The organism is Acinetobacter sp. YH01003 (assembly GCF_013420525.1).
Classification (GTDB): domain Bacteria; phylum Pseudomonadota; class Gammaproteobacteria; order Pseudomonadales; family Moraxellaceae; genus Acinetobacter; species Acinetobacter towneri.
In genome coordinates this window covers 89,479-113,761 of record NZ_VOXY01000003.1, presented here as the reverse complement: position 1 = coordinate 113,761, position 24,283 = coordinate 89,479, and the positions used below count along the sequence as shown (strand labels likewise).

23 protein-coding genes and 4 tRNA genes are annotated in these 24,283 nt (G+C 42.7%); 17 read left to right on the top strand and 10 right to left on the bottom strand.

The genetic code is table 11. The features are described 5' to 3' along the window. Positions 1-92: 92 nt before the first annotated feature. The 4 genes from gltX (at position 93) to FTT70_RS04915 (ending at position 2,341) form a co-directional block, all read left to right on the top strand. On the top strand, positions 93-1,601 hold the full coding sequence (gltX, locus tag FTT70_RS04930) for a glutamate--tRNA ligase (protein ID WP_180168355.1): 1,509 nt from the start codon (positions 93-95) through the stop codon (positions 1,599-1,601). A gap of 57 nt (positions 1,602-1,658) precedes the next feature. Further along, positions 1,659-1,734, top strand: a tRNA-Ala gene (locus FTT70_RS04925). A gap of 36 nt (positions 1,735-1,770) precedes the next feature. Then, positions 1,771-1,846: transfer RNA gene (locus FTT70_RS04920), tRNA-Glu, on the top strand. Positions 1,847-1,999: 153 nt separating this feature from the next. Then, a complete protein-coding gene (locus tag FTT70_RS04915) occupies positions 2,000-2,341 on the top strand; it encodes a hypothetical protein (protein WP_096901293.1) in 342 nt (113 codons plus the stop codon). Positions 2,342-2,462: 121 nt separating this feature from the next. Here the strand turns inward: FTT70_RS04915 and ettA are convergent, their stop codons facing one another. Then, entirely contained in the window at positions 2,463-4,124 is a 1,662-nt protein-coding gene (gene ettA / locus FTT70_RS04910; protein ID WP_019838215.1) for an energy-dependent translational throttle protein EttA, read from the bottom strand. A gap of 281 nt (positions 4,125-4,405) precedes the next feature. Between ettA and FTT70_RS04905 the strand changes: the two genes are divergently transcribed. The 4 genes from FTT70_RS04905 (at position 4,406) to FTT70_RS04890 (ending at position 7,785) form a co-directional block, all read left to right on the top strand. Continuing rightward, positions 4,406-5,683: an O-acetylhomoserine aminocarboxypropyltransferase/cysteine synthase family protein gene (locus FTT70_RS04905; RefSeq protein ID WP_004974425.1), complete on the top strand. Its 1,278-nt coding sequence runs from the start codon at positions 4,406-4,408 to the stop codon at positions 5,681-5,683. A 307-nt stretch (positions 5,684-5,990) separates the two neighbouring features. After that, on the top strand, positions 5,991-6,878 hold the full coding sequence (locus FTT70_RS04900) for an SDR family NAD(P)-dependent oxidoreductase (RefSeq protein ID WP_004974423.1): 888 nt from the start codon (positions 5,991-5,993) through the stop codon (positions 6,876-6,878). Between the two features lie 199 nt (positions 6,879-7,077). Then, a complete protein-coding gene (locus FTT70_RS04895) occupies positions 7,078-7,374 on the top strand; it encodes a hypothetical protein (protein ID WP_004974421.1) in 297 nt (98 codons plus the stop codon). 99 nt (positions 7,375-7,473) lie between these two features. Next, positions 7,474-7,785: a hypothetical protein gene (locus tag FTT70_RS04890; RefSeq protein WP_004974419.1), complete on the top strand. Its 312-nt coding sequence runs from the start codon at positions 7,474-7,476 to the stop codon at positions 7,783-7,785. Positions 7,786-7,873: 88 nt separating this feature from the next. Here FTT70_RS04890 and FTT70_RS04885 read toward each other — a convergent pair whose 3' ends face one another. Further along, positions 7,874-10,225, bottom strand: a complete 2,352-nt coding sequence (locus FTT70_RS04885) for a Tex family protein (RefSeq protein ID WP_096901295.1) — start codon at positions 10,223-10,225, stop codon at positions 7,874-7,876. A 347-nt stretch (positions 10,226-10,572) separates the two neighbouring features. Here FTT70_RS04885 and ompR point away from each other — a divergent pair, with 347 nt between their 5' ends. The 3 genes from ompR to FTT70_RS04870 all read left to right on the top strand — a co-directional run bounded on the left by ompR (position 10,573) and on the right by FTT70_RS04870 (position 14,798). After that, positions 10,573-11,337, top strand: a complete 765-nt coding sequence (ompR, locus tag FTT70_RS04880; RefSeq protein ID WP_104852661.1) for a two-component system response regulator OmpR — start codon at positions 10,573-10,575, stop codon at positions 11,335-11,337. A 168-nt stretch (positions 11,338-11,505) separates the two neighbouring features. After that, positions 11,506-12,966 (top strand): ATP-binding protein, encoded by a 1,461-nt coding sequence (locus tag FTT70_RS04875; RefSeq protein ID WP_131260650.1) that lies wholly within the window; start codon positions 11,506-11,508, stop codon positions 12,964-12,966. A 308-nt stretch (positions 12,967-13,274) separates the two neighbouring features. Further along, positions 13,275-14,798, top strand: coding sequence for an acetyl-CoA hydrolase/transferase family protein (locus FTT70_RS04870; RefSeq protein WP_004974412.1), 1,524 nt, complete (start codon positions 13,275-13,277; stop codon positions 14,796-14,798). A gap of 105 nt (positions 14,799-14,903) precedes the next feature. Here the strand turns inward: FTT70_RS04870 and FTT70_RS04865 are convergent, their stop codons facing one another. From FTT70_RS04865 to FTT70_RS04845, 5 genes are all read right to left on the bottom strand, one after another. After that, positions 14,904-15,299: a hypothetical protein gene (locus tag FTT70_RS04865; protein ID WP_004974410.1), complete on the bottom strand. Its 396-nt coding sequence runs from the start codon at positions 15,297-15,299 to the stop codon at positions 14,904-14,906. 98 nt (positions 15,300-15,397) lie between these two features. Next, a complete protein-coding gene (locus tag FTT70_RS04860) occupies positions 15,398-16,132 on the bottom strand; it encodes a class I SAM-dependent methyltransferase (protein ID WP_180168354.1) in 735 nt (244 codons plus the stop codon). A gap of 166 nt (positions 16,133-16,298) precedes the next feature. Then, positions 16,299-16,374, bottom strand: a tRNA-Phe gene (locus FTT70_RS04855). Positions 16,375-16,510: 136 nt separating this feature from the next. Next, positions 16,511-16,586: transfer RNA gene (locus FTT70_RS04850), tRNA-Phe, on the bottom strand. Between the two features lie 525 nt (positions 16,587-17,111). After that, complete coding sequence (locus FTT70_RS04845) at positions 17,112-17,489, bottom strand: GNAT family N-acetyltransferase (RefSeq protein WP_180168353.1); 378 nt, start codon at positions 17,487-17,489, stop codon at positions 17,112-17,114. A 96-nt stretch (positions 17,490-17,585) separates the two neighbouring features. On the opposite strand from FTT70_RS04845, the gene hisB reads away from it, so the two are divergent. The 6 genes from hisB (at position 17,586) to FTT70_RS04815 (ending at position 22,162) form a co-directional block, all read left to right on the top strand. Further along, on the top strand, positions 17,586-18,179 hold the full coding sequence (hisB, locus tag FTT70_RS04840) for an imidazoleglycerol-phosphate dehydratase HisB (protein ID WP_096902642.1): 594 nt from the start codon (positions 17,586-17,588) through the stop codon (positions 18,177-18,179). Then, positions 18,179-18,796, top strand: a complete 618-nt coding sequence (gene hisH / locus FTT70_RS04835; protein ID WP_004974401.1) for an imidazole glycerol phosphate synthase subunit HisH — start codon at positions 18,179-18,181, stop codon at positions 18,794-18,796. The genes hisB and hisH overlap by 1 nt, the downstream gene beginning before the upstream one ends. 248 nt (positions 18,797-19,044) lie before the next feature. After that, on the top strand, positions 19,045-19,515 hold the full coding sequence (locus tag FTT70_RS04830; RefSeq protein ID WP_004974398.1) for a DUF805 domain-containing protein: 471 nt from the start codon (positions 19,045-19,047) through the stop codon (positions 19,513-19,515). A 169-nt stretch (positions 19,516-19,684) separates the two neighbouring features. After that, positions 19,685-20,362, top strand: coding sequence for a hypothetical protein (locus FTT70_RS04825; RefSeq protein ID WP_004974396.1), 678 nt, complete (start codon positions 19,685-19,687; stop codon positions 20,360-20,362). Positions 20,363-20,429: 67 nt separating this feature from the next. After that, positions 20,430-21,161, top strand: a complete 732-nt coding sequence (hisA, locus tag FTT70_RS04820; RefSeq protein ID WP_004974395.1) for a 1-(5-phosphoribosyl)-5-[(5-phosphoribosylamino)methylideneamino]imidazole-4-carboxamide isomerase — start codon at positions 20,430-20,432, stop codon at positions 21,159-21,161. A 92-nt stretch (positions 21,162-21,253) separates the two neighbouring features. Continuing rightward, positions 21,254-22,162, top strand: a complete 909-nt coding sequence (locus tag FTT70_RS04815) for a DMT family transporter (RefSeq protein WP_131260653.1) — start codon at positions 21,254-21,256, stop codon at positions 22,160-22,162. Between the two features lie 55 nt (positions 22,163-22,217). On the opposite strand, the gene FTT70_RS04810 is transcribed toward FTT70_RS04815, so the two are convergent. The 3 genes from FTT70_RS04810 to FTT70_RS04800 are packed head-to-tail and all read right to left on the bottom strand — an operon-like array spanning position 22,218 to position 24,255. Continuing rightward, positions 22,218-22,622 carry a hypothetical protein gene (locus tag FTT70_RS04810; RefSeq protein WP_004974391.1) on the bottom strand — a complete coding sequence of 135 codons (405 nt, stop codon included), beginning with the start codon at positions 22,620-22,622 and terminating at the stop codon, positions 22,218-22,220. 40 nt (positions 22,623-22,662) lie between these two features. Then, positions 22,663-23,292, bottom strand: coding sequence for a DUF1294 domain-containing protein (locus FTT70_RS04805; protein WP_131260654.1), 630 nt, complete (start codon positions 23,290-23,292; stop codon positions 22,663-22,665). A 12-nt stretch (positions 23,293-23,304) separates the two neighbouring features. Next, positions 23,305-24,255 carry a homoserine kinase gene (locus FTT70_RS04800; protein WP_004974386.1) on the bottom strand — a complete coding sequence of 317 codons (951 nt, stop codon included), beginning with the start codon at positions 24,253-24,255 and terminating at the stop codon, positions 23,305-23,307. Positions 24,256-24,283: the final 28 nt, after the last annotated feature.

The following is a 24,283-nucleotide window of genomic DNA, read 5'->3' as shown; positions in this document are numbered from 1 at the left end:
ACGCCCAAGTACAGAATGTTGAATTTAACATTAAGTACTTGGGCTTTTTCGTTATAATGGTTGCAATTTACATTTTGAATTAATTTTTGCTTATGACTGTTCGTACTCGTATCGCGCCTTCTCCTACTGGTTTCCCGCACGTGGGAACAGCGTATATCGCCTTGTTTAACTTATGTTTTGCCAAACAACACGGTGGTGAGTTTATTCTTCGTATTGAAGATACTGACCAACTGCGTTCAACCCCTGAATCTGAAAAAATGATTTTGGATTCATTGCGTTGGTTAGGCTTAAATTGGGCAGAAGGTCCAGATGTCGGCGGCCCGCATGCACCGTATCGCCAATCTGAACGTATGGATATTTATAAGCAATACGCCTTGCAATTGGTTGAACAAGGACATGCTTTCTATTGCTTCGCTACTAGCGAAGAACTCGATCAAATGCGTGCAGAACAACAAGCACGTGGTGAAAGCCCGCGCTACGATGGTCGTGGTTTAAACTTGTCTGCAGATGAAGTGCAGCGTCGTTTAGCGGCAGGCGAAGCGCATGTTATTCGTATGAAAGTGCCAACCGAAGGCGTATGTAAATTTAATGACATGCTGCGCGGTGAAGTGGAAATTCCATGGGCGCAAGTCGATATGCAAATTTTGCTGAAAACAGATGGCTTGCCAACTTACCATTTGGCGAATGTGGTCGATGACCATTTAATGCAAATCACCCACGTAATTCGTGGCGAAGAATGGATTCCATCTGCACCCAAACATCAATTGCTATATCAATATTTTGGTTGGGATATGCCTGTGTTGTGTCACATGCCATTGTTGCGTAACCCAGATAAATCTAAATTATCTAAACGTAAAAACCCAACTTCAATTAACTACTACAAAGATATTGGGGTACTGCCAGAAGCCTTACTGAACTACTTAGGCCGTATGGGTTGGTCAATGCCAGATGAAAGTGAAAAATTCACGTTGGCCGAAATGATTGAACACTTTGATATTCAGCGTGTATCACTAGGTGGCCCAATTTTTGATGTAGAAAAATTGAACTGGCTGAATGGTCAATGGATTAAAGCATTATCTCCTGCTGAACTGCTGGATACCTTGCTTGCATGGAAAGCAGATCGTGCCAAGCTTGAAGATATTGCGGCCGCAATTCAACCACGTATTAACTTGTTGTCTGAAGCGGTGAATTGGTCTGCTCATTACTTCAACCATTTCCCAAACTTGAGCAAAGAACAGTTTGAAAGCAAAAAGCTATCTGAAGAACAAGTGCGTCAAAGTCTGCAATTTGCCATTTGGCGTTTAGAAAGCCTATTTACTTGGAACAATGACACCGTGAGCCAAACTCTCATGGATTTGGCCAACCAAATGGAAATCAAATTGCGTGATTTCATGCCTGCTTTCTTTATTGCTATTGCAGGTTCAACTGCGTCTACGCCAGTCATGCAAACCATGGTCACCATTGGCCCTGACCTAACTTTTGCACGTTTGCGCAATGCCTTAGAAGTTGTAGGCGGCCCAAGCAAAAAAGAAGTCAAAGTCTGGGAAAAACTGAATGAAAGCATCAAATTGCCGAAAAATGATGCAATTGATCCTGCTTAATTCATTTTTTTGTTGACGTGTGAACGCAATAGCCCTAATATTGCGCTCACACAGACTGGGGTCATAGCTCAGTTGGTAGAGCGCTACAATGGCATTGTAGAGGTCAGCGGTTCGATCCCGCTTGACTCCACCAAGTTTAAATAAGGCTTTACCTGTGTTGCCTCATCAAGTCCCTATCGTCTAGAGGCCTAGGACATCGCCCTTTCACGGCGGTAACCGGGGTTCGAATCCCCGTAGGGACGCCATATTCAAGATGAATATAAAGCACTTATCTTCATCTTATAAAGAAGCTCAAGCAACGACTTGGGCTTTTTTATTGCCCTGTTTTCTGACAGACTGTTTTTTATTTGTCGCACATTTCGTTAGAATAACAATTAGATCAGAATTTTGGAGTTGTAATGCAATACCGATGCCCTAAATGTCAAAGCCCAAAAATCATGCCTGTTTCACAGGCAGGTCAAGCAACGCCACGTCCTGTTGTGCCTAAAAGCTTGGTGATGCTCATTCCTGCGGTATTTGTATTATTGCTTCTGGTTTTAATTAGTATTGCCATGTGGATTTTTGGCGATGGCGCAGGCACAACCTTACAAAGCATTACTGTAGCGGTATTTGTTGTATGTGTGATTGCAGGCTTCTTGTTCTACCGTGATTTGCCTGATTTTAAAATTTCCATGCAGGCCTTTATGCAGTCGCAAAAACAATGGAAGTGCCGTGAATGTTCACATGAGTGGGAAGTTTAAACACTGTTACTCTTTTCAGATTTCACATCATGCTGTTGTCTTAATACTCAATCAGCATGATTGAGTAAACACAAAAAACCAGCCCTAAGGCTGGTTTTTTATTTACAAACGTCGGGAATAATTACACACCGATTTTGCGATATTTTTGACGCTTGGTTACTAAGTCATCACCATCACGTTTGCGACGATATTCTTCGAATTCAGTATAGTTACCAGTGAAGAATTCTGGTGTTTCACCTTCGAATGACAAGATGTGCGTTGCAATACGGTCTAGGAACCAACGGTCATGCGAGATCACCATCACAGTACCTGGGAATACCAGAATGGCATCCTCAAGTGCACGTAAAGTTTCGATATCCAAGTCGTTCGATGGTTCATCCAGCAGGATCACGTTAGCGCCCATTTGCAGGATTTTTGCAAGTTGTAAACGGTTACGCTCACCACCCGACAATTGACCCACACGTTTTTGCTGATCTTGACCTTTGAAGTTAAAGCGACCGATATAAGCACGAGATGCGATTTCGTATTCACCAATACGCAAGATGTCTAAACCGCCAGACACTTCTTCCCATACGGTTTTGTTGTCGTCTAAGGTGTCACGAATCTGACCCACGTAAGCCACTTTAACCGACTCACCCAGCGTTACCGTACCGGTATCTGGTTGCTGTTCGCCAGTCATCATACGGAATAGCGTCGTTTTACCTGCACCGTTCTCACCGACAATACCAACAATGGCACATGGTGGTACTGAAAAGCTCAAGTCTTTATACAGGGTACGGTCACCAAACGATTTGCTGATCCCTTCAACTTCAATCACCTTGTTGCCCAGACGTGGACCAGGTGGAATGTAGATTTCAGAGGTTTCGTTACGCTGTTGGAATTCACGAGAGTTAAGCTCTTCAAAGCGTTCCATACGTGCTTTATTTTTCTTTTGCTGGCCTTTGGCATTAGAACGAACCCATTCAAGTTCTTTTTTCAATGCTTTAGCAAAAGACTCTTCTTGCTTCTGTTCTTGCTCTAGACGCGCGTTCTTTTGCTCTAACCAAGAAGAGTAGTTACCTTGGTAAGGAATACCATGTCCACGGTCAAGCTCAAGAATCCATTCAGCCACGTTATCTAAGAAGTAACGGTCGTGCGTAATCGCGACGATGGTACCCGGGAAGTCTTTCAAGAAACGTTCTAACCATGCAACAGATGAGGCATCCAAATGGTTGGTCGGTTCGTCTAGTAGCAACATATCTGGTTTAGACAAAAGCAAACGGCAAAGTGCTACACGACGGCGTTCACCACCAGAAAGCTTAGAAACGTCTGCGTCCCAAGCAGGCAGGTTCAGTGCTGCAGCAGCTTGATCCATCTGGTTTGTAAGGTTGTGCGCATCCCAAGTTTGAATAATAGCTTCAAGCTTTTCTTGCTCTTTGGCTAGTGCGTCAAAGTCTGCATCTTCAGCCGCATATTCAGCGAAGACTTCATCAAGACGAGCCAAAGCATCAAGTGGCTCACGCAAGCCATCTTCCACGTTACCACGAACGTCTTTACTCTCGTCCAAAGGTGGTTCTTGCTCAAGATAACCAATTTTGATGCCTGGCTGCGCACGAGCTTCACCAGAGAAATCTTTATCTACGCCCGCCATAATACGGAGCAAAGTCGATTTACCTGCACCGTTTAAACCAAGCACACCAATTTTCGCACCTGGGAAAAATGATAAGGAGATGTCTTTCAAGATTTCGCGCTTAGGCGGAACCATTTTCGACACTCGGTTCATCGTATAAATATATTGGGCCACGTAGGACTCCTCAATAGAAAACCAAATCTGGGGCTCAGATGAGCAGCCCCTGCTCTAATGAGCGAAAAAATAATCGGGTATTATACCTGAATACGGAGAAAAAATAAGACACCACAAACATCTTGCATGCTTTGTTACAACTCTAGCGATCAGCGGATAAGCACAGGACTTTTTGCCTGCTATATCAAATTTACAGCTAAATATTGCAGCATTTTTACACTTTCTTTCATATTTAAAAGTGCTAGACTCAAACCAATTTAACTCACGAAGATGAAGTAAACATGACCTATAAAGACGAAACTTTGGCCATTCATGCAGGCTATAGCCCAGAACCAACCACCAAAGCCGTGGCTGTGCCTATTTACCAAACCACTTCTTATGCCTTTGATAATACGCAACATGGTGCCGATTTATTTGATTTAAAAGTACAAGGCAATATTTACACCCGTATTATGAACCCAACCACTGCAGTATTGGAGCAACGTGTTGCAGCACTTGAAGGCGGGATTGGCGCATTGGCTTTAGCATCGGGTATGGCTGCAATTACCTACGCAATTCAGACCATTACCGAAGCAGGCGATAACATTGCTTCAGTATCAACTTTATACGGCGGTACTTACAACTTATTTGCCCACACCTTGCCTAAACAAGGCATTGAAGTACGTTTCTTCGATTATCAACAGCCTGAAAGCTTACGCGACCTGATTGATGACAAAACCAAACTGGTCTTTGTAGAATCCATTGGTAACCCATTGGGCAATATTATTGACCTTGAAGCGATTGCGAAAATTGCGCACGAATACGGCATTCCAGTGGTGGTGGATAACACTGTAGCCACGCCTGTCTTGCAAAAATCATTTGATTTTGGCGCAGACATCATCATTCACTCACTGACCAAATATATTGGTGGTCACGGTACGTCTATTGGCGGCATTATTGTCGATAGCGGTAAATTCCCTTGGGGCAAATATCCTGAGCGTTTTAAAGCCTTAAATACACCTGACCCAAGTTACCATGGTGTGAACTATGTAGAAGCCTTAGGCGCTGCAGCATTTATTGCACGTGCACGTGTAGTACCACTACGCAATACAGGTGCAGCGATTAGCCCGCATAACGTATTCCTAATTTTACAAGGTTTAGAAACCTTAAGCCTGCGTATGGAACGCCATACTGAAAACGCGCAAAAAGTAGCGGAATATTTACAGGCACATCCAAAAGTGAAATGGGTCAATTACGCAGGTTTGAAAGATCACCCGCAACATGCGTTGGCACAAAAATATGTGAAAGGCAAACCTTCTGCAATTCTGTCTTTTGGTGTGCAAGATGGCCGTGAAGGCGGAACCCGCTTTATTGATGCACTGCAATTATTCACACGCTTGGTCAATATTGGCGATGCCAAGAGTCTGGCTTGCCACCCTGCAACCACCACTCACCGTCAGTTGAGTGCAGATGAACTCAAAGCGGCTGGTGTGAGTGAAGATATGGTGCGTTTATCCATCGGGATTGAACATGCCGATGACTTAATTGCCGATTTAGAGCAAGCTTTAGCAGCCGTATAAAAACTCATCAGTTCAAACTTTGTACTGGCATCCTGCTGATTAATTTCAACAGGATGCTTTTTTATTTTAATTTTTCTTTGTATGTCTTTGCATTAGCTTTATTTCATGGTAAAAATAAAGATATACAGCTCACAAAAATAGAGCAATTACTCTAAATTCATTTTTAAATTCAACCACTTATTCCATAGCTTTTTTTGTGCAATCGGCTATCATAAAGCCAAGTAAAACAGTTCAAATTCAGTCTGAAATTTGAATCGTCAATCTCAATAAAAATGACAACTCAGGAATCTAAATCAGGAATATTAGCGTGAAGCCAAAATTAGAGAAACTTTTTCAACAGCGTGTAAATGGTAAAGTTGCCCTTATTACAGGTGCATCGAGTGGTATTGGTTTAACCGTGGCACATAAGCTAGCCGATGCAGGTGCGCATGTGCTTTTGGTGGCACGTACTCAGGAAACGCTCGAACAAGTCAAAGCTGAAATTGAAGCACGTGGTGGCAAGGCTTCAGTTTTCCCTTGTGATCTAAACGATATGGACTCTATTGATGCTGTATCGCAACAAATTCTTGCCTCTGTCGATCATATTGATATTTTAATTAACAACGCAGGCCGCTCAATCCGTCGTGCAGTACATGAGTCGGTTGATCGTTTCCACGACTTTGAACGTACCATGCAGCTCAACTATTTTGGTGCTGTGCGTTTGGTACTTAATATTTTGCCGCAGATGATGCACCGTAAAGATGGTCACATCATCAACATCAGCTCGATTGGTGTATTAGCCAACGCAACGCGTTTCTCGGCTTATGTGGCATCTAAAGCCGCATTGGATGCGTTTAGTCGCTGTCTATCTGCAGAAGCGCATACACACAAAATTGCGATTACTTCGGTGTATATGCCATTGGTTCGTACCCCAATGATCGCACCAACCAAAATTTATAAGTACGTGCCCACCCTTTCACCTGAGCAAGCGGCAGATTTAATTGCTTATGCGATTGTGAAACGTCCGAAGAAAATTGCGACACATTTGGGTCGTTTGGCTTCAATCACTTATGCGATTGCACCAGACATTAACAACAAACTCATGTCGATTGGTTATAACTTATTCCCAAGCTCCACCGCTTCTGTGGGCGAGCAGCAAAAACTGAACTGGGTACAAAAAGCGTATGCGCGCTTGTTCCCAGGTGAACACTGGTAATTTATACACAATTCAAGTTTTGCTTTAGGCGACCTACGGGTCGCCTATTTGTTTTTACAGCTTAGGTTGAACAGCGCACAACAATACAACATCACTTCAACAATTTTTAAATTGTGCAGCCGCAACTTTTCATGTGATTTTAATATTGGTTTAAGAAATAGCATTCAAAATGACATTACAATAATGAAAGGTACAACACATGAAAACTCTGTATCTGTTTAAGCTATTTTGTTTTTCTGCTGCGGGCTTAAGTTTTTATCACTTATATACTGAGCTTACGCGCAATCATGTAGACACATTTCAAGTGATGACACTGACAGGCCTGGTGGTCTTGTTAGTCGAATTGGGCTATCGCAGCCAACTTGCCGTGTCCATGTCGCATTCATCTGGTGCGATGTCCGAAGTTTCTGCCTCTTCTAATTACAGTTATTTCATGTCTAAATTGGCAGCAGGCAGTATTGCCACAAGTTTTGTTCTGCAAGGCTTAATCCGTTAATTGCTTATTTAAGATCCACAATCTCAACCATAACAAAACATTCAATTGCACCGCATTTTTATGCTATAACACAGCTGTTTTAAGTATTTTGAATGGATTATGCGAGCACTGGCCCTCATTTTACAATATGGCTGTTTTGCCTTTGCCTTGTTTCTGAGTTATCAGGTTGCAATGGCGCTTTATCAGCAAGAATATGAACTTTTAGAGGTTGTTGCCGATGTCGGCACGATTTTAATTTGTATTGATTTGGGCGTATTTTTATTTAGCAGCAAAGCCTCACAAGGTTTAAATCTTCAGGAATATGCTCGCCAACTTGAAGCACCACCGTCAAAACTAGTCGCAGTGACTCGTAAACTTGGACATTTGGGAATTATGCTGATTTTGGTGAGTTGGATTGTACCGTTGATTTAAAATCCATCAAAAAATCTGTATATAAAAATGTTCCTGCAAAACAAAAAGCTCCCGAATTTCGGGAGCTTTTTGTTAGAGCAATTCAAAATTACTTCGAACCTTTAATCCCTGCTTGTAACAACAATGCACCTAAACCACCAATTTTATTTTCTTGTGGTTTAGCGGCTTGTGGTTTTTTCGCTTGTGGACGCTCAGTCTGAGGACGTGACTGCTGTGGACGTTTCGCTTGTGGCTTACGCTCTGTACGCTGTTCTTGATCACGACGTGGTGCACGCGCTGCTTTTGCAGGTGCAGCCGAACCTTCAGGACGCATCGATAAATTCACACGGTTACGCTCTACATCAACCTGCAACACACGCACTTGAACAATTTGACCTGGTTTCACCACTTTATGCGGATCAGCCACAAATTCATTGGCCAACTCAGAAATATGCACCAAACCATCCTGATGTACGCCCACATCCACGAAAGCACCAAAGTTGGTCACGTTGGTTACAACACCTTCAAGCTGCATGCCTTCAGTCAACTGCGCCACTTCAGTAATATCTTCACGGAATTTAGCCGTACGGAATTCAGGACGTGGGTCACGACCTGGTTTTTCCAATTCAGACAAAACATCCTGAATAGTTGGTAAGCCGACTTGCTCATCCACAAATTCTTCAGCATTCACCGAACGGATAATTTCAGTATTACCAATAATATCTTTAACCGTGGTCGCTTTGGCAGCCACAATTTTTTCTACTAAACCATAAGATTCAGGGTGCACTGCAGAAGCATCCAAAGGCTCAGAACCTGCCTGAATACGTAAGAAACCTGCTGCTTGTTCAAAAGTACGTTCGCCTAAACGCGGTACGTTTTTCAAAGCTTGGCGATTGTCAAAACGGCCATGTTCTTTACGGTATTCAACAATTTGCTGTGCAATGGCTTTATTCAAACCTGCGATATAACCCAAAATTGCTGAAGATGCCGTGTTGACATCGACACCGACCGAGTTCACACAGTCTTCTACCACAGCTTCTAAGGTTTTTGCTAAACCTGCCTGATTCACGTCATGTTGATACTGACCCACACCGATTGATTTTGGATCAATTTTTACCAACTCTGCCAATGGGTCTTGCAAACGACGTGCAATCGACACTGCACCACGAATCGACACATCTAGTTCTGGCAACTCTTGCGATGCCAATTCAGAAGCTGAATACACAGATGCACCCGCTTCAGATACAGACACACGTGTTAATTTCAAGTCACTGTGCGCCGCCATCATTTCTGCCACAACCGCTTCAGTTTCACGGCTTGCAGTCCCGTTACCAATCGCGATTAAATCAACATTGTGCTCACGGCATAAACGAGCAAGTTCTTCAATCGCGCCTGCTTTGTCTTCTTTAGGTGCAAATGGATAAACCGTGCTATGTGCAACCACATCGCCAGATTGGTTCACCACAGCCAGTTTGACACCTGTACGGATGCCAGGGTCTACGCCCAGCGTACAACGCGCACCTGCAGGTGCAGAAAGCAATAAATGACGCAAGTTTTCTGCAAAGACATCCATCGCTTCAGCTTCGGCAGCCAAACGCTTTTCAGTCAATAATGAATGTTCGATTTGTGGACGCACTTTGCCCAACCAGAACAATTTTGCCGTTTGCTTTAAAAAGTCCTGACGTGCTTGCGGCTGAATCTGATCTAAATTGTATTCAGTTTCAATACGTGCCAAAGGCGCACTGTCTTCACCATCAACTTTTAAGCCCAAGACGTTTTCTTGGCGACCACGCAACATCGCCAATAGACGATGTGAAGGCACTTTGTTGAGGTTTTCTGAAAAATCGAAGTAATCACGGAATTTTTTGCCCACTTCTTTTTTCTCTTCAGAAGCAACCAAGCTTTTTAATACCGCTGTTTTGGCAAAAATTTCTTTTAATTCTGTGGTTAAGGCAATATTTTGTGCCCATTCATCAATCAGAATGTGTTGTACCGCATCTAGCTGACTGTCTGCATCAGGATAGTCTGCATGACTAAAGCCTGCTAAAGCTTCGCTTGGCTCAACCTGTTCTGCAAAAATTTGCGCTGCAATTGGGCCTAAACCTGCTTCTTTAGCTTTAAACGATTTACTGGTGCGTTTTGGACGGTAAGGCGCGTAAATTTCTTCTAAAGCATTTTTGGTTTCAGCAGCGTTAACCCGTGCCAATAAATCATCAGATAATTTATCTTGTTCTTTGAGTGATTCTATTACTTTTTCGCGACGCTCATATAAATCACGTAAATACGATAAACGTGTATCGAGCTGACGTAGCTGCGTATCATCTAAACCTTGCGTCACTTCTTTACGGTAACGTGCAATAAATGGAACGCTAGCACCTTCATCAATAAGTTTGATGGCAGCTTCTACTTGATTTGGTCGTACGGCAAGTTCTTTTGCTAACTGCTGAACTAAGTCAGTCATCGTGTGTGATCCTACAAGGATAAGTACTAAAAGCCATGATTATAAAGACCAAGACTATAAAATCCACAATTGTTTTATGAATTTTATAAATGGTGGTTTTTTGGCGATTTTTGCCAATTCGGCTAAATTTTATAAATCTAAATAAAATTCAGGCTTATGTTAGACTCAAACGGACAAATATGTCAGTTTTTCGCATGGGAATGCTGTATATATTTGGTATCTATGTCTTGATTTTGTCTGCAATATTTGTTGCTTTAGAGCATAGGCAATAGATACCAATGAATCGTATACTCAAAGCCAACTCAACTTTTTGTTTACGATGACAATAAAGAATAAAGGAGCACATCATGAGTTTAGTTGTACCTGCTGAAAAAACAGATGCCGTACACAGCGAAACTGACCGCGTTGAACGCATTCTCGTTGTCGATGATGATGTGCGTTTACGTACCCTGTTACAGCGTTTCTTGGAAGATAAGGGCTTTGTGGTCAAAACTGCCCACGATGCGACACAAATGGATCGTTTGTTACAGCGTGAACTGTTCTCTTTAATCGTGCTTGATTTTATGCTGCCTGTTGAAGATGGTTTAAGTATTTGCCGTCGTTTACGTCAATCTAACATCGACACGCCAATTATTATGCTGACGGCTCGCGGCAGTGACTCTGACCGTATTGCAGGACTTGAAGCAGGTGCAGATGATTATTTACCAAAACCGTTTAATCCAAATGAGCTGTTAGCGCGTATTCGTGCTGTATTGCGTCGTCAAGTGCGCGAGGTACCAGGTGCACCAAGTCAGCAAATGGAAGTGGTTGGTTTTGGCCCATGGTCACTAGATTTATCGACCCGTACTTTGACACGTGAAGGTCAGGTCGTGACCCTAACTACAGGTGAATTTGCAGTACTCAAAGCGTTGGTACAACATCCTCGTGAGCCTTTAACCCGTGACAAGTTAATGAATTTGGCGCGTGGTCGTGAATGGGGTGCGATGGAGCGTTCGATTGATGTTCAGGTTTCACGTTTACGTCGTTTAATTGAAGAAAACCCTGCCCGTGCACGTTATATTCAAACGGTTTGGGGTGTCGGTTATGTATTTGTTCCAGATGGTGCGGAATAAGTTGAAAATGATGTGAGGCTTCAGCCTCACATCTTCATGCAATGATCAACATTTATGCACACCGATCATTGTGCTAGATTTAAAGAACAGACATTCCAATAACAAGTATATTCATCATAAAATTTCACTCACTAAATTCGCTTTACAACCTCTGCCACAGGACAAGATGTGAAACTCGAACCCATCGACCCACAAGAATTTACCGACTATGTGGCGTATTCTGAAAAGAAACGTACCCGCTGGGAGCGTTTTCTGGACAAAATCAAACCACGCTCTGCAGCCATGCGCACCACGGTACTGGTGGTTTTTGTGGTGTTGTTTAGCCTGTTTATGTCGTTGTGGTTCTTTTGGCGCACCTTGTATTTACCTGAAATTCAACAACACGCCCGCTATTTAGCGGTTGAACTGGAAATTTTAAACAATCCAGATTTGCGCATTTTTCACAATGAAGCCGAAGTCGATGTCGATGCGTGGCTTAAAAATCGGGTCGGCATTGAATATGTAACCGATCCACGTGAGTTTCCTAATGTACGGGAAAAAGTCATTGCAGAGTTTTTTACCCAACAAATAGAAAAGAAACTGGCAACTGAATTAAAAATGCAGGATGTCACGGTCTATTTCCAGTTCAAACCAAGCCCGCGTATTTGGATTCAAACCCCAGAAATGAATGGCAACTGGGTACGTGAACCCCTTAAAACCTATGCCAACTACAGCCCTGAACTGGTCTTTGGCTGGCTTTTGGGTATTCCGCTTTTTGCTGCAGCGATTATTTTAACTCTAGTACGTCAGCTGAATCGTCCTTTGCGTCGTCTGCAAAATGCCGCCAATAGCTACAGTAAAACAGGCAAAGCACCTTATTTGGAAACCAATCACGGTCCGCAGGAAATTCGTGAGGTCAACCAAGCCTTTAATCACATGATTTATACCTTGGAACAGACTGAACGTGACCGTCGTATCATGTTGGCAGGTATTTCACACGACCTGCGCACGCCACTGACACGGATTCGTTTAAGTGCCGAAATGATGCCCGATGATGATTTTTTAAAAGAAGGCTTAATTTACGATGTAGAAGATATGGATGCGATTTTAAATCAATTCATTTCTTATATGCGTGATGGTTCCGATGAAGAATTACAAGAAACCGATTTAAATGTTTTGCTGCAGGAATTGATTATTCAATTTAAACCGTTGGATATTCGCTTTAACGCACAAGAATTACCTTTAATTCAGGCGCGCAGTTTGTCGCTGAAACGTCTGATTGGCAACCTGATTAATAACTCGAAACGCTATGGTGCAGAGCCAATTGAGTTGTCTGCAGAAGTGCTGGATGAACACATTCGGATTAGCGTGGCAGACAACGGTACAGGCATTCCAGAAGACCAAATTGCCGATTTAATGCAGCCTTTTGTACGCGGCAATGAAGCACGTACTGTACAAGGCAGTGGCTTAGGTTTGGCAATTGTAAAACGTATTGTCGATATTCATCAGGGCGAGCTCACCATTCAAAACCGTGAACACGGTGGTCTTGAAGCCATCATTACCCTGCCGTTACAACCTGAAATCGTTGAAGAAAAAAATAATGTTGGCACGCTGGAAAAAATCAAACAAAGTTTGAGTGAACACTTCTAAACGACTGACGCTTTTGATCTCTATCTGGCTTGCTATATACCAATTTCAGACCAACAGCAAATCAGATGGACGATCAAAGTAAAAAATTCAGATGGTGCATATCAAAATTGTATAAAAATATATCAAACAAATTGTAATATTTACCTTTTGATATATAAATAAACGATTAAATTCAATTATTTATGTATTATTTTATATTTTTATACCACCATTTAGGCAAAAAATTAGACCTTAGCCTAACACCTATGCAAAATACCTTTTTTGATCGGTACAATCGGTATCAGTCTAGTATTTTACGAGAGTTCGCCATGTCTTTAGATCGCATCCGTTTAGCCTCCCTCCACGACAAAGTAATCAGCGCAGAACAAGCTGCTGAATTCGTTCAAGATGGTATGACCGTAGGTATGAGTGGCTTTACTCGTGCGGGTGAAGCAAAAGCTGTTCCACTTGCATTGGTGGCACGCGCTAAAACCAACCCTTTAAAAATTGACTTAATTACTGGCGCAAGTCTTGGTAATGATTTAGACAAGCAATTGACTGAAGCAGGTGTTTTGGCTCGTCGTATGCCGTTCCAAGTAGACAACACCTTGCGTAAAGCAATTAACCAAGGTCAAGTTATGTTCATTGACCAACACTTGTCTGAAACTGTTGAGCAAATGCGTAACAACACGCTAAAACGCCCAGACATCGCGATTGTTGAAGCAGTTGCAATTACTGAAGACAGCTTAATTATTCCAACAACTTCTGTAGGTAACTCTGCAAGCTTTGTTGAATATGCAGATAAAGTCATTATCGAAATCAACACCACTGTAAGCACAGAATTTGAAGGCCTACACGACATTTATATTCCTGAAGCACGTCCAACACGTGGTCCAGTGCCATTAACTCACGTTGAACAACGTATTGGAACCAAAGGTATTCAGTTAGACCCTGCAAAAGTTGTGGGTATTGTATTTAACGATACCTTGCTTGACTCTCCATCTAACGTGACCGATCCAGATGACGAAACTCAAGCAATTGCAGATCACTTGATCGCATTCTTTGAAAACGAAGTAGCTCAAGGTCGTTTACCGAAAAACTTGGCACCTTTACAAGCAGGTATCGGTTCAATTGCAAACGCAGTATTAACAGGCTTCAAACACTCTAACTTTGAAGACTTGGTGATGTACTCAGAAGTACTCCAAGACTGTACGTTTGAATTGATTGATGCAGGCAAAATGAAGTTCGCTTCTGGCTGTTCAATGACTTTGTCTGAAAAATGTGGCGATCGCGTATTTGGTAATCTTGCACACTACAAAGACAAATTCATTTTACGTCCACAAGAAATTTCTAACTTCCCTGAGTTAGTACGTCGTTTAGGCATCATTGGTATTAACACTGCACTTGAGTTTGATATTTACGGTAACGTGAACTCAACCCACGTATGCGGTACCAAAATGATGAACGGTATTGGTGGTTCAGGTGACTTCGCGCGTAACGCACACTTGGCGATTTTCGTGACTAAATCGATTGCGAAAGGCGGTGACATTTCATCTATCGTTCCAATGGCTGCGCATGTAGACCACAACGAACACGACGTTGACATCTTAGTCACTGAGCAAGGTTTAGCAGATTTACGCGGTCTTGCACCACGTGAACGCGCTCGTGCGATTATCGACAACTGTGTACACCCAATGTACCGCAATGCATTGAATGATTACTTTGAGCGTGCATGTGCAAAAGGTGGTCACACTCCTCACCTACTTCGTGAAGCATTATCTTGGCATGCAAACTTCGAAGAACACGGTCACATGTTGACTCCTGCACAACAAGAATCTGCGCAACCAGCATAATTCGCGTGCAATAAAAAACGCCCTGATTTTTCAGGGCGTTTTTTTATGTCTTAAGTTTTTATGTCTTAGATTGTCACAAGGTCATTTGCGACAACGCACTCCATTTTACTCAAATGCCAAAGCTTTAAATTCATCTATAAAATGCTGCCCTAACTGGCGTAAACCATCCACACTGAGTGTGGTTTCAATCACACCCAAAGACACCACATCACGTTGAATTTGCAGCACAGTTTGACCTTGCGGGTTGATATAAAAACGAGAACCCAAAGTTGCAAATTTGCTTGCTAAGTCTAGGTTTTGTTCAGCTCGAACTTGATTCACCACATCTTGCGCGGTAAAACGGTATTGATCATGCAGCAAATTTAAGCTGTTGGATTGCCCATATTCTGCACTTAATGCACAATCATCCAAGACCTGTAAAGGCTGATCAAGATTGGCAAAAGCAGTCGCAGGGAGACTCAGCGCAAGACTGAATAAAATAGGGAGAGAAAATTTTAACATTGGACACCTCGCACATAGGTAAATTACACCTGTGGAGAAACATCCTTTTTTCACCAACTTATATTTTAAGTTCAAAAATCACTCAATACATTGACTTTTTATACCAAGCGACCTAAACGCAGCAAAACTGGAAACTGAATTTCCAAGCCCTGAGCAGGTTGCTGCTGCAACAATTGCTGTAATTCAAGCAAGGGCGTATCAGTATGTTGCTTTAAATAATGCTGCAGTCCCGACCAAGTGTTTAAATAATTCAGCAATTGTGCTGCCGACCAACGATATTTCAGGCAAAGTTCGGGTGTCACGATTTCTTGAAATGGGAAAGGAATTGTGCGATATAAGTCATCAATATAACGGCGCTCGGCATCCCAATAGCCTTTTAAGGTCTGAAAATATAAGCGTTGAATTGCGGCATTCACCTCAGTATCCACAGCTTGAATCAGGCCATAACCCACCGCAGCGAATACTCCACTCGGTTTTAGCACCCGATGCACTTCGGCATAAAAGGCATCAAAATTGAACCAGTGAATCGCTTGTGCAACAGTAATCAAATCCACACTGGCATCTGCCAATCCACTGTCTTGCGCCAAACAAGCGCGATAACGCACATTTTCCCACTGTGGTGCTTGATCCAGCTGTGCCTGACTTAAATCCGTGGCTAAAATCTGCTGAAAATGTGGCGTTAATAACTGGGTAAACTGCCCTGAACCTGCACCGCAGTCCCATGTCAAACCGCGCTCTGGCACATGTTGTAAAATCGTATCGACAATCGCGGTTGAATACTGCGGACGTGCCTGACGATATAAATCGCTGCCCTGCGAAAACAAATCTTTCATGCTGCATTCCCTGACCATGATCGCTTGATTTTAATTCAGCTTGTTTAATACGTATTGTGGACTTTAGATGAAGATGCAAAGCGGGTTTGAATACAAGATTTTATTTTAGACATAAAAAATTTTGCGCATAAAAAAGCCCCAAACATTGTTTGAGGCTTTTTGAATATGGTGGCGAGACCCAGGATCGAACTGGGGACACACGGATTTTCAATCCGTTGCTCTACCGACTGAGCTATCACGCCAATGTCGTGTATTAAGCCGTATCTCGGCTGAATAGTCAATAAAAATCATCACTTTTTTATTTGATCGCATAAATTTTATGCAAAAAAAAAATCCCTGATGGGATCAGGGATTGAAAACGTTTAACCGTTTTGAATATGGTGGCGAGACCCAGGATCGAACTGGGGACACACGGATTTTCAATCCGTTGCTCTACCGACTGAGCTATCACGCCAATGACGCGTATTAAACAGTTTCAGCTGTAAATCGTCAATAGTCTTTTTCGCTTTTCAGTGCAAATGTTTACTTTTACAGCAACCTCATTCTATTTCTGCTGAAATATCACCCAAAAATTTAAAAATGAGTTCTTTTCCAATTAAATTTTGACAAACTTCCGATACGCGAATGTGGGGCACGGATGCCCCACGTTACCCATCACGACAAGGATGTCGTGTATGGGTAACAAAAGACTTTTGCCTACTTTGGGTCTTGCCAAAGTAGGAAGATGCCTACGCAAAGCTATTTAAACCTTAGCTAAAAATTGTGGCTGTGCAAGCACAAAAAACAATATAGGATTTAGATAAACTTCTTTCACAAATCCGATTAAAACCATACTTCAATCCCCCATCATCCTCTTACGGAAGATATTCCTCATCCCTGAGCCATATATGGCGCAAGAGAAGGGATTTTCGATACTAATTTAATTTTGACCTATACGGATAAACTGAAAAGACAGACACAACGTCAGCTTTTTAAAAACTCACAACTTACCCAAATGCGCCAAACAACGATGAATCGCACCACAACCCGGCTGAAAGTGCTGCACACCTTTGGCTTCTTCCATACGGCACACCTCACTCACCAAACGATCTGCCACACCTCGACCACGGTTTGCAGGATGCACCACAATATATTCAAGCGTACGATGATCATCTTGCCCTGTGCACCAAATCGCAGCAATCACTTTAGTATTAAATTCTGCCGTGTAAAGTAGGGTATACTGAGCCAAGTTCTGCTCAAGTTGGCTTACCGCATCTTGCCCATCGCCAAATTCAGGGCTGGTATCATACAGTCGCTCAAGCTGGCTGCGCACTTCGGTATTTTCCAGTGAAGTATAGGCATGTACGGTAATAGGCATTGATTAACCCTCCTGAGCAATCTAATATGCTGAGACTTCGTCACAGCGAAAACATTTTACATCAATCATTTTTGACGTTTTTTGAGGAACGTGTCTATGACCCAACGTATCAGTGAAGTGGTGAGAAATACCAACGAAACTAAAATTCGAGTTCGTGTGAATCTGGACGGTACGGGTCAAGGCACACTCAACACTGGAGTTCCATTTTTAGACCATATGATTGATCAAATCAAGCGACACGGTTTGTTTGATATTGATATTCATTGTGATGGCGACTTGGAAATTGATGATCACCACACTGTAGAAGACTGTGGTATCACGCTTGGACAAGCTTTTGCTCAAGCTTTGGGCGATAAAAAAGGTTTACGACGCTACGGTCACTTTTACGCACCACTTGATGAATCTTTAAGCCGTGTGATTGTCGATTTATCGGGTCGTCCGGGTTTATTTATGGATATTCCATTTACCCGCGCACGTATTGGTACTTTTGATGTGGATTTATTCTCAGAATTCTTCCAAGGCTTTGTCAACCATGCATTAATGACACTGCACATCGACAACCTCAAAGGTAAAAACAGCCACCACCAAATTGAAAGCGTATTTAAAGCATTTGCACGTGCTTTACGCATGGCATGTGAAGTCGATCCGCGTGCTGAAAATACAGTGGCATCAACCAAAGGAACACTCTAATGACCCGAATTGCCCTTCTTGACTATGGCATGGGAAATTTACACTCTGCAGCGAAAGCTTTAGAGCATGTGGGTGCAACGGTAGATGTGACCAATGACCCAAAACTGATTGCACAAGCCGATAAAATTGTGTTTCCAGGTGTGGGTGCTATGCGTGATTGTATGCAAGGCATGCATGAAGCTGGCATTGATGACGTGGTACGCAACGCGGTCTTTAATAAACCTGTACTTGCAATTTGTGTAGGCATGCAGGCGCTGATGCAACATTCCGAAGAAAATGGCGGAGCAGATGCACTGGGCATTTTTGCAGGTACAGTCAAACGCTTTCCTGAAGTAGCAGGTTTAAAAGTGCCACACATGGGTTGGAATCAGGTACATCAACGTGACCCGAGCCACCCTATGTGGAACAACATTGAACAAGATGCGCGTTTTTACTTCGTGCATAGTTTTTATGTTGAACCGCAAGATGAAAAAATCGTGGCCGCGACCTGTGATTATGGTTTAACTTTCTGTACAGCCCTGCATCAAGACAACTTGTTTGCAACGCAGTTCCACCCAGAAAAAAGTCACACTGTTGGTTTGCAGTTACTAAAAAACTTTGTGGAATGGAATATCTAATATTCAGGATGCTTCAATCAATAAAGCCGAGTTAATCTCGGCTTTATTTTTGCGTGAATGTTTTTCACTTTTATTGCACATTGATTTGTGTTTAAAATTAAAGCGCTTTTTATACCTTTTATTCAAAATAAACTGAGGGTCTGTCGATAATTGGTCTATGTTTGCGATGTGAGAGAGATATCTCACAAGATTTTTGAGCAAATATACGGTATGCGACAGAAAATTCAAAAAATCTAGGAATTACAACAATGAGTCAATATGTAGAAGATTCTGCACTCAGTGCAGCGGGGCGTTTTGGTCGATTATCATTTTTAGCGTGGAACTGTTTGCTCAGCTTGGGGCTTGCAGTACTGATTGCAATTATTGCCGTTGTTGCACCCAATTTATTGCTAGAGCTCGGCTCTGGCTCTATGGGCATCGGCATGATCTTGCTCGTGATCATTTATATCGTTGCGTTCTATTTTAGCTTTATTTTCACCATCCGCCGCTTGCATGACCGCAATCATACTGGCTGGTTATCTTTGCTGATTTTGGTGCCTTTGGTGAATATTATTATGGGTTTATATTTGGTATTTGCACCTGGCGATGATCGTCAAAATAGCTATGGTGCGGTACGTGAAACTGCAGGTTGGGAAAAAGTACTGGCTTGGATTTTTATTGTGCTGATGATTTTGGCGATTATTGGCAGCTTCTTGTCAGGTATATTCAGCAACGTCTAAGCAAAAATATTCCACTTGGTTGATATTTCGAAATAGCCCATCTATTGGGCTATTTTTTCAGGATATTCGCTGCAATCTTTGTCCTGCACAGCATTTTCAATCTTTTAAACTTTGCCAAATTCCGCAAAACGCTTTAGGCTAAAACCGCTTCTTTACCGCTTTGAATGTTATGGATCTCACTCGTCTGCGTACCCTGCCTAGCCCTGATGAAATTCGGCAATTGCCACTGTTTGAAAATATTGCGCGTCAAAATATTGTACTGATTCAAAATCTAGAGCAATGTCTAGCAATTGAAGCTGAACTGAAAACCGCAGCTGTCTTGGGTTTCGATTCTGAATCTAAACCCACGTTTAATGTAGGCGAAGTTTCTACAGGCCCGCATTTAATTCAGCTCGCAACCTTAGAAAAAGCCTATCTATTTCAGCTCAATGATGACATTTGGCAATTTTTGCAGCCAGTTTTTGCCAATCGCGATCAAATTAAAGTAGGTTTTGGGCTGAAAAATGATGCCCATTTATTTCGTAAAAAAGGTATACAACTGAATAGCGTGATTGAACTATCCAAATGTTTTGGCAGTTTTGGTTTTAAAAGTCCGCTTGGGCTTAAAAATGCCATGGCATTATTATTTCACGTTCATTTCCCTAAAAGCCGAAGTATCAGCACCTCAAACTGGGCATGCAAACAGCTCAGTGAAGCACAAATTGCCTATGCTGCCGCCGATGCCTACGCACCTGTGTTGATATTTGAAGAATTGGGGCGTTTGGGTCTATTGCCCGAGCATATCCCAAACAGTTCACTCAAATTGCGGATTCGTCCCTCTAAAACAAAACCTACAACAGATGCTTAGATATTTAACAATACTTTGTTAAGATGCACAGATTGAATTCAATAAGTTTTTGGCAAGGAGCGAAAGCATGCTGATCATCCCTGCAATTGACCTGAAAGATGGCAAATGTGTTCGTTTAAAACAAGGTCGTATGGAAGATGATACTGTATTTTCTGACGATCCAGTGGCGACAGCACAACATTGGGTAAATGAAGGCGCACGTCGCTTGCATTTAGTCGATTTAAACGGCGCTTTCGCAGGTACGCCAATTCATAAACCTGTGGTTGAAGCGATTGCAAAATCACAACCGGATCTTCCAATTCAAATTGGTGGCGGTATTCGTTCACTCGAAACCATCGAACACTATTTGGATGCAGGCGTATCGTTCGTGATTATTGGTACCAAAGCCGTACAAGAGCCTACTTTTGTAGAAGAAGCCTGCAAGAAATTTGCAGGACACATCATTGTCGGCATTGACGCCATGAATGGCATGGTGGCTACTGATGGTTGGGCCAACGTCACAGACGTGAAGGCAACAGATTTAGCTAAGCGTTTTGCCGATGCAGGTGTATCTAGCATTGTTTATACCGATATTGCCCGTGATGGCATGATGCAAGGTGTGAACGTAGAACAAACCGTAAACTTGGCACAATATTCAGGCTTACCTGTGATTGCTTCTGGCGGTGTAACCAATTTAGATGACGTACGCAATCTAAAAGGGCAGCCTGGCATTTTAGGTGCGATTACAGGTCGTGCAATTTACGAAGGTACCTTAAGCCTGCGTGAAGCACAGTTGCTTTTAGATGAGCAATCTTTGTAATTCTGAAGCGCATTTTCAAAGAGGTCTGCGGACCTCTTTTTTATTTTGATTTTATTTTGCTCATCTTAAGTTTTTCATCTCCTACAAATTATATGTCTCAGCTTTCACCAATGCTTCGCAGTAAAGCCCCGCAACTGGCGCTCATTTTGATTACTTTAATTTGGGGTGCAACCTTCATTACCGTGCAATACGGTTTGAATTTCAGCAGTCCCGTACTGTTTGTAGGCTTACGTTTTGCCGCAGCCACTTTGGCTGTGGGATTAATTTCATGGCGAAGCCTACGTGGTTTTAGCCTCGATGAACTCTATGCAGGCTTTGCCATAGGCGCAGTCATTGCGCTAGGTTATGTCACTCAAACCATTGGCTTACAAAGTATCAGCAGTAGCGAATCGGCCTTTTTAACGGCGCTGTATGTCCCGCTTGTACCGCTATTGCTGTGGTTATGCTTTGATCAACGTCCGCATGTCATGACTTGGTTGGGTGCTATTTTGGCATTTGTAGGCTTGGTCTTTTTAACAGGCAATGGCTTAGGCGCAATTCAGTTAAGTTTTGGACAAGCCATTACTTTAATCGGTTCAATTGCGATTGCCTTTGAAATTATTTTAATTAGCTATTTTGCCAATCGGGTCAATTTAAAGCGCGTTACCCTCATCCAACTGGGTTGTGCATCGTTATTGTGTTTTGCGATTGCACCATGGGTTGGAGAAACTCAATTGCCCGAATTTCAGTGGTCACTCCTTGCTGTTTTGCTCGGCTTAGGCATTGCCAGTGCCGTGATTCAATTGGTGATGAACTGGGCGCAACGACAAGTAGACCCTGCGCAAGCTGCTATTATTTATGCAGGTGAGCCTGTTTGGGCCGCATTGATTGGACGTTTGGCAGGCGAGCGCTTGGCAGTTCTGGCGTTGTTCGGTGGACTACTGGTGGTTTTAGGCGTGCTGGTCAGCGAATGGCGACCAAAATTTTTAAAACGAAACACATCATCCCAAAAAGTTGAATGAACAGCATCTAGGCAAGATCGCTCAAAACATCTTAAAAAGACGAACGAACGTGAATTTAATGATACATCGGTAAATTATCATTCACGCGAATTAAACCGCGTATAGCACGGTAAACAATCCATAACCACGAAATAGCAACCACTGCGATACAGAAAAGTGTCGCAGCCAAAGTCATACTGGCAAAGCTTTGCGCATCTGGACTAAAGAACACCAAAAAGAACGGCACAAAGGCCACAATATTCCAAAACAGATACCACCAGAAGCTGCGAATTTGCCAAGTAAAATGACTGGCAAAAATTGAACCTTGTACATCACTACGTTTTAAATAGTTGATGATTAAGGCAATAACGGCCAATATCCCCGCAGAAAAAATCGCCACGATATACAGCACATATAAAATCATGGTCAATGAACGATGTGGGTCTTGATCTACTGAATATGAATGCTCTGCGTCTGACATAATGCACCTGACAAGCCTGTTACTGGAACAATATTCCCAATTAGATGTTAAGCTGATTCAACGGAGAAATCATCCATAAAATCAGAAAGATATTTAAGCCTATCGTACAAAAATAAATCTTACCAAAGGGTTGTTTTTGTGTTTTATGGCGTAATTTTTGTTGTGCCAACCATGCTGCAGGCCAACCCCCTAAAAAAGCCACAATATGCAAGTTATTTTCAGGAATACGACGTCCACCCTGCTGTGCAGCTTCTTTATCTTGTGCATACAGCCAATAACTCAGCGCATTCATCAAACTGATGAATAATAACAACATACCGCTGAGCAATCCCAACAGCGTCAGCAAAGCCAAAGCAACAATATAAGCCACACACAATATTTGCATCGGCTGCATTTTTTGCGTGCTGTTGGACGTTTTCGCACTCACAGCAGATGCCTTTGCTGCTTTGGTCTGCGAAGCTTTTAAATACACCGCTTGCTGCGCTCGGTAACGTCCACGCTCATCCACAGTCACTGTGTATTCTAAGGCACAGCCCACAATTGGACGTGGACCTTGTCGGGCGAAGTCCTTAATGTGTAAAAACACGCGATCTTTTTGGTGGTCATTCGGCTGAATAAACCCATAACCCTGCTCATCAAACCATTCGACTAAACGCCCTTGATCACGCATGTTCTATATCCCTCAAGCTGTCACAAACTTTAAGCGTTCAATCAGCATATTCCGCATTTCATCTGGATTTTTCTGCAGAATATCTGCGCCTGTCCGCCCTTCTGCCGCATTTTTAGCAGCCACCTGCAAACGCATTAACCAAAAACGTCCTGCCGCCATTGCCAAATACAGTTCTAAACAAGCCTTTTCGTCTTGGGTTAAAGGACGCACGGTTTCGTAGGCATTTAAAAATGCCATCGCCTTGCTTTCATTTAAGCTCAACTCAGGAAAGTCGGTACAAAAATCATTTAGGGTAATCGCAATATCAAACAGCAATTCATCTTGATTTAATTCATAAAAATCTAAAATGCCTTGCAACTGATCATCTACAAACAAGGTATTGTCACGGAATAAATCCGAGTGAATAAAACCTTTAGGACGCTGCGGATAGACTGCGGTTAAGGCTTCATACAAGCCCAAAAGTTTGGACAGTAAGGCTTGATCGGCCACATGCATGCTTGGTTTTAATTGGCGGGCAACTCCTGCCCAATAAGCGTGATCACGTACATGATCGCGCTGCAAAGGAAAATTTTGTAAGGCCACATGCATTTTGGCTTGTGCAATCGCAATCGCTTCCACTTGCGCCACTGTTGCCAGTGTCGGATGCTGCCCAATTAAACGCGGTGCAATTTGTGCAGGTTTTTCTTTTAATTGGTGAATGGCTTGTCCCGAATAGGATAAAGGCACTGCCACAGGCAAACCCGCTTGCCCCAAATGCTGCAATACAGGAATTAATTCGCCTGCCGCTTGCTGATCTAATTCTTCAAAAATGGTCAGCACGTACTCGTTTTGATTGTCGCAACGCAAAAAATAATTGGTATTTTGAATCCCCCCTTGAATGGGAATCAGCTCGACCACCTCCAATCCATAAGGCGCTGCAAAGACCTGAACTTCCTTTAAAGTCAAAGGAGTATAAACCGACATAGAAAACCTGCGAAAAACCTGAGCTAAG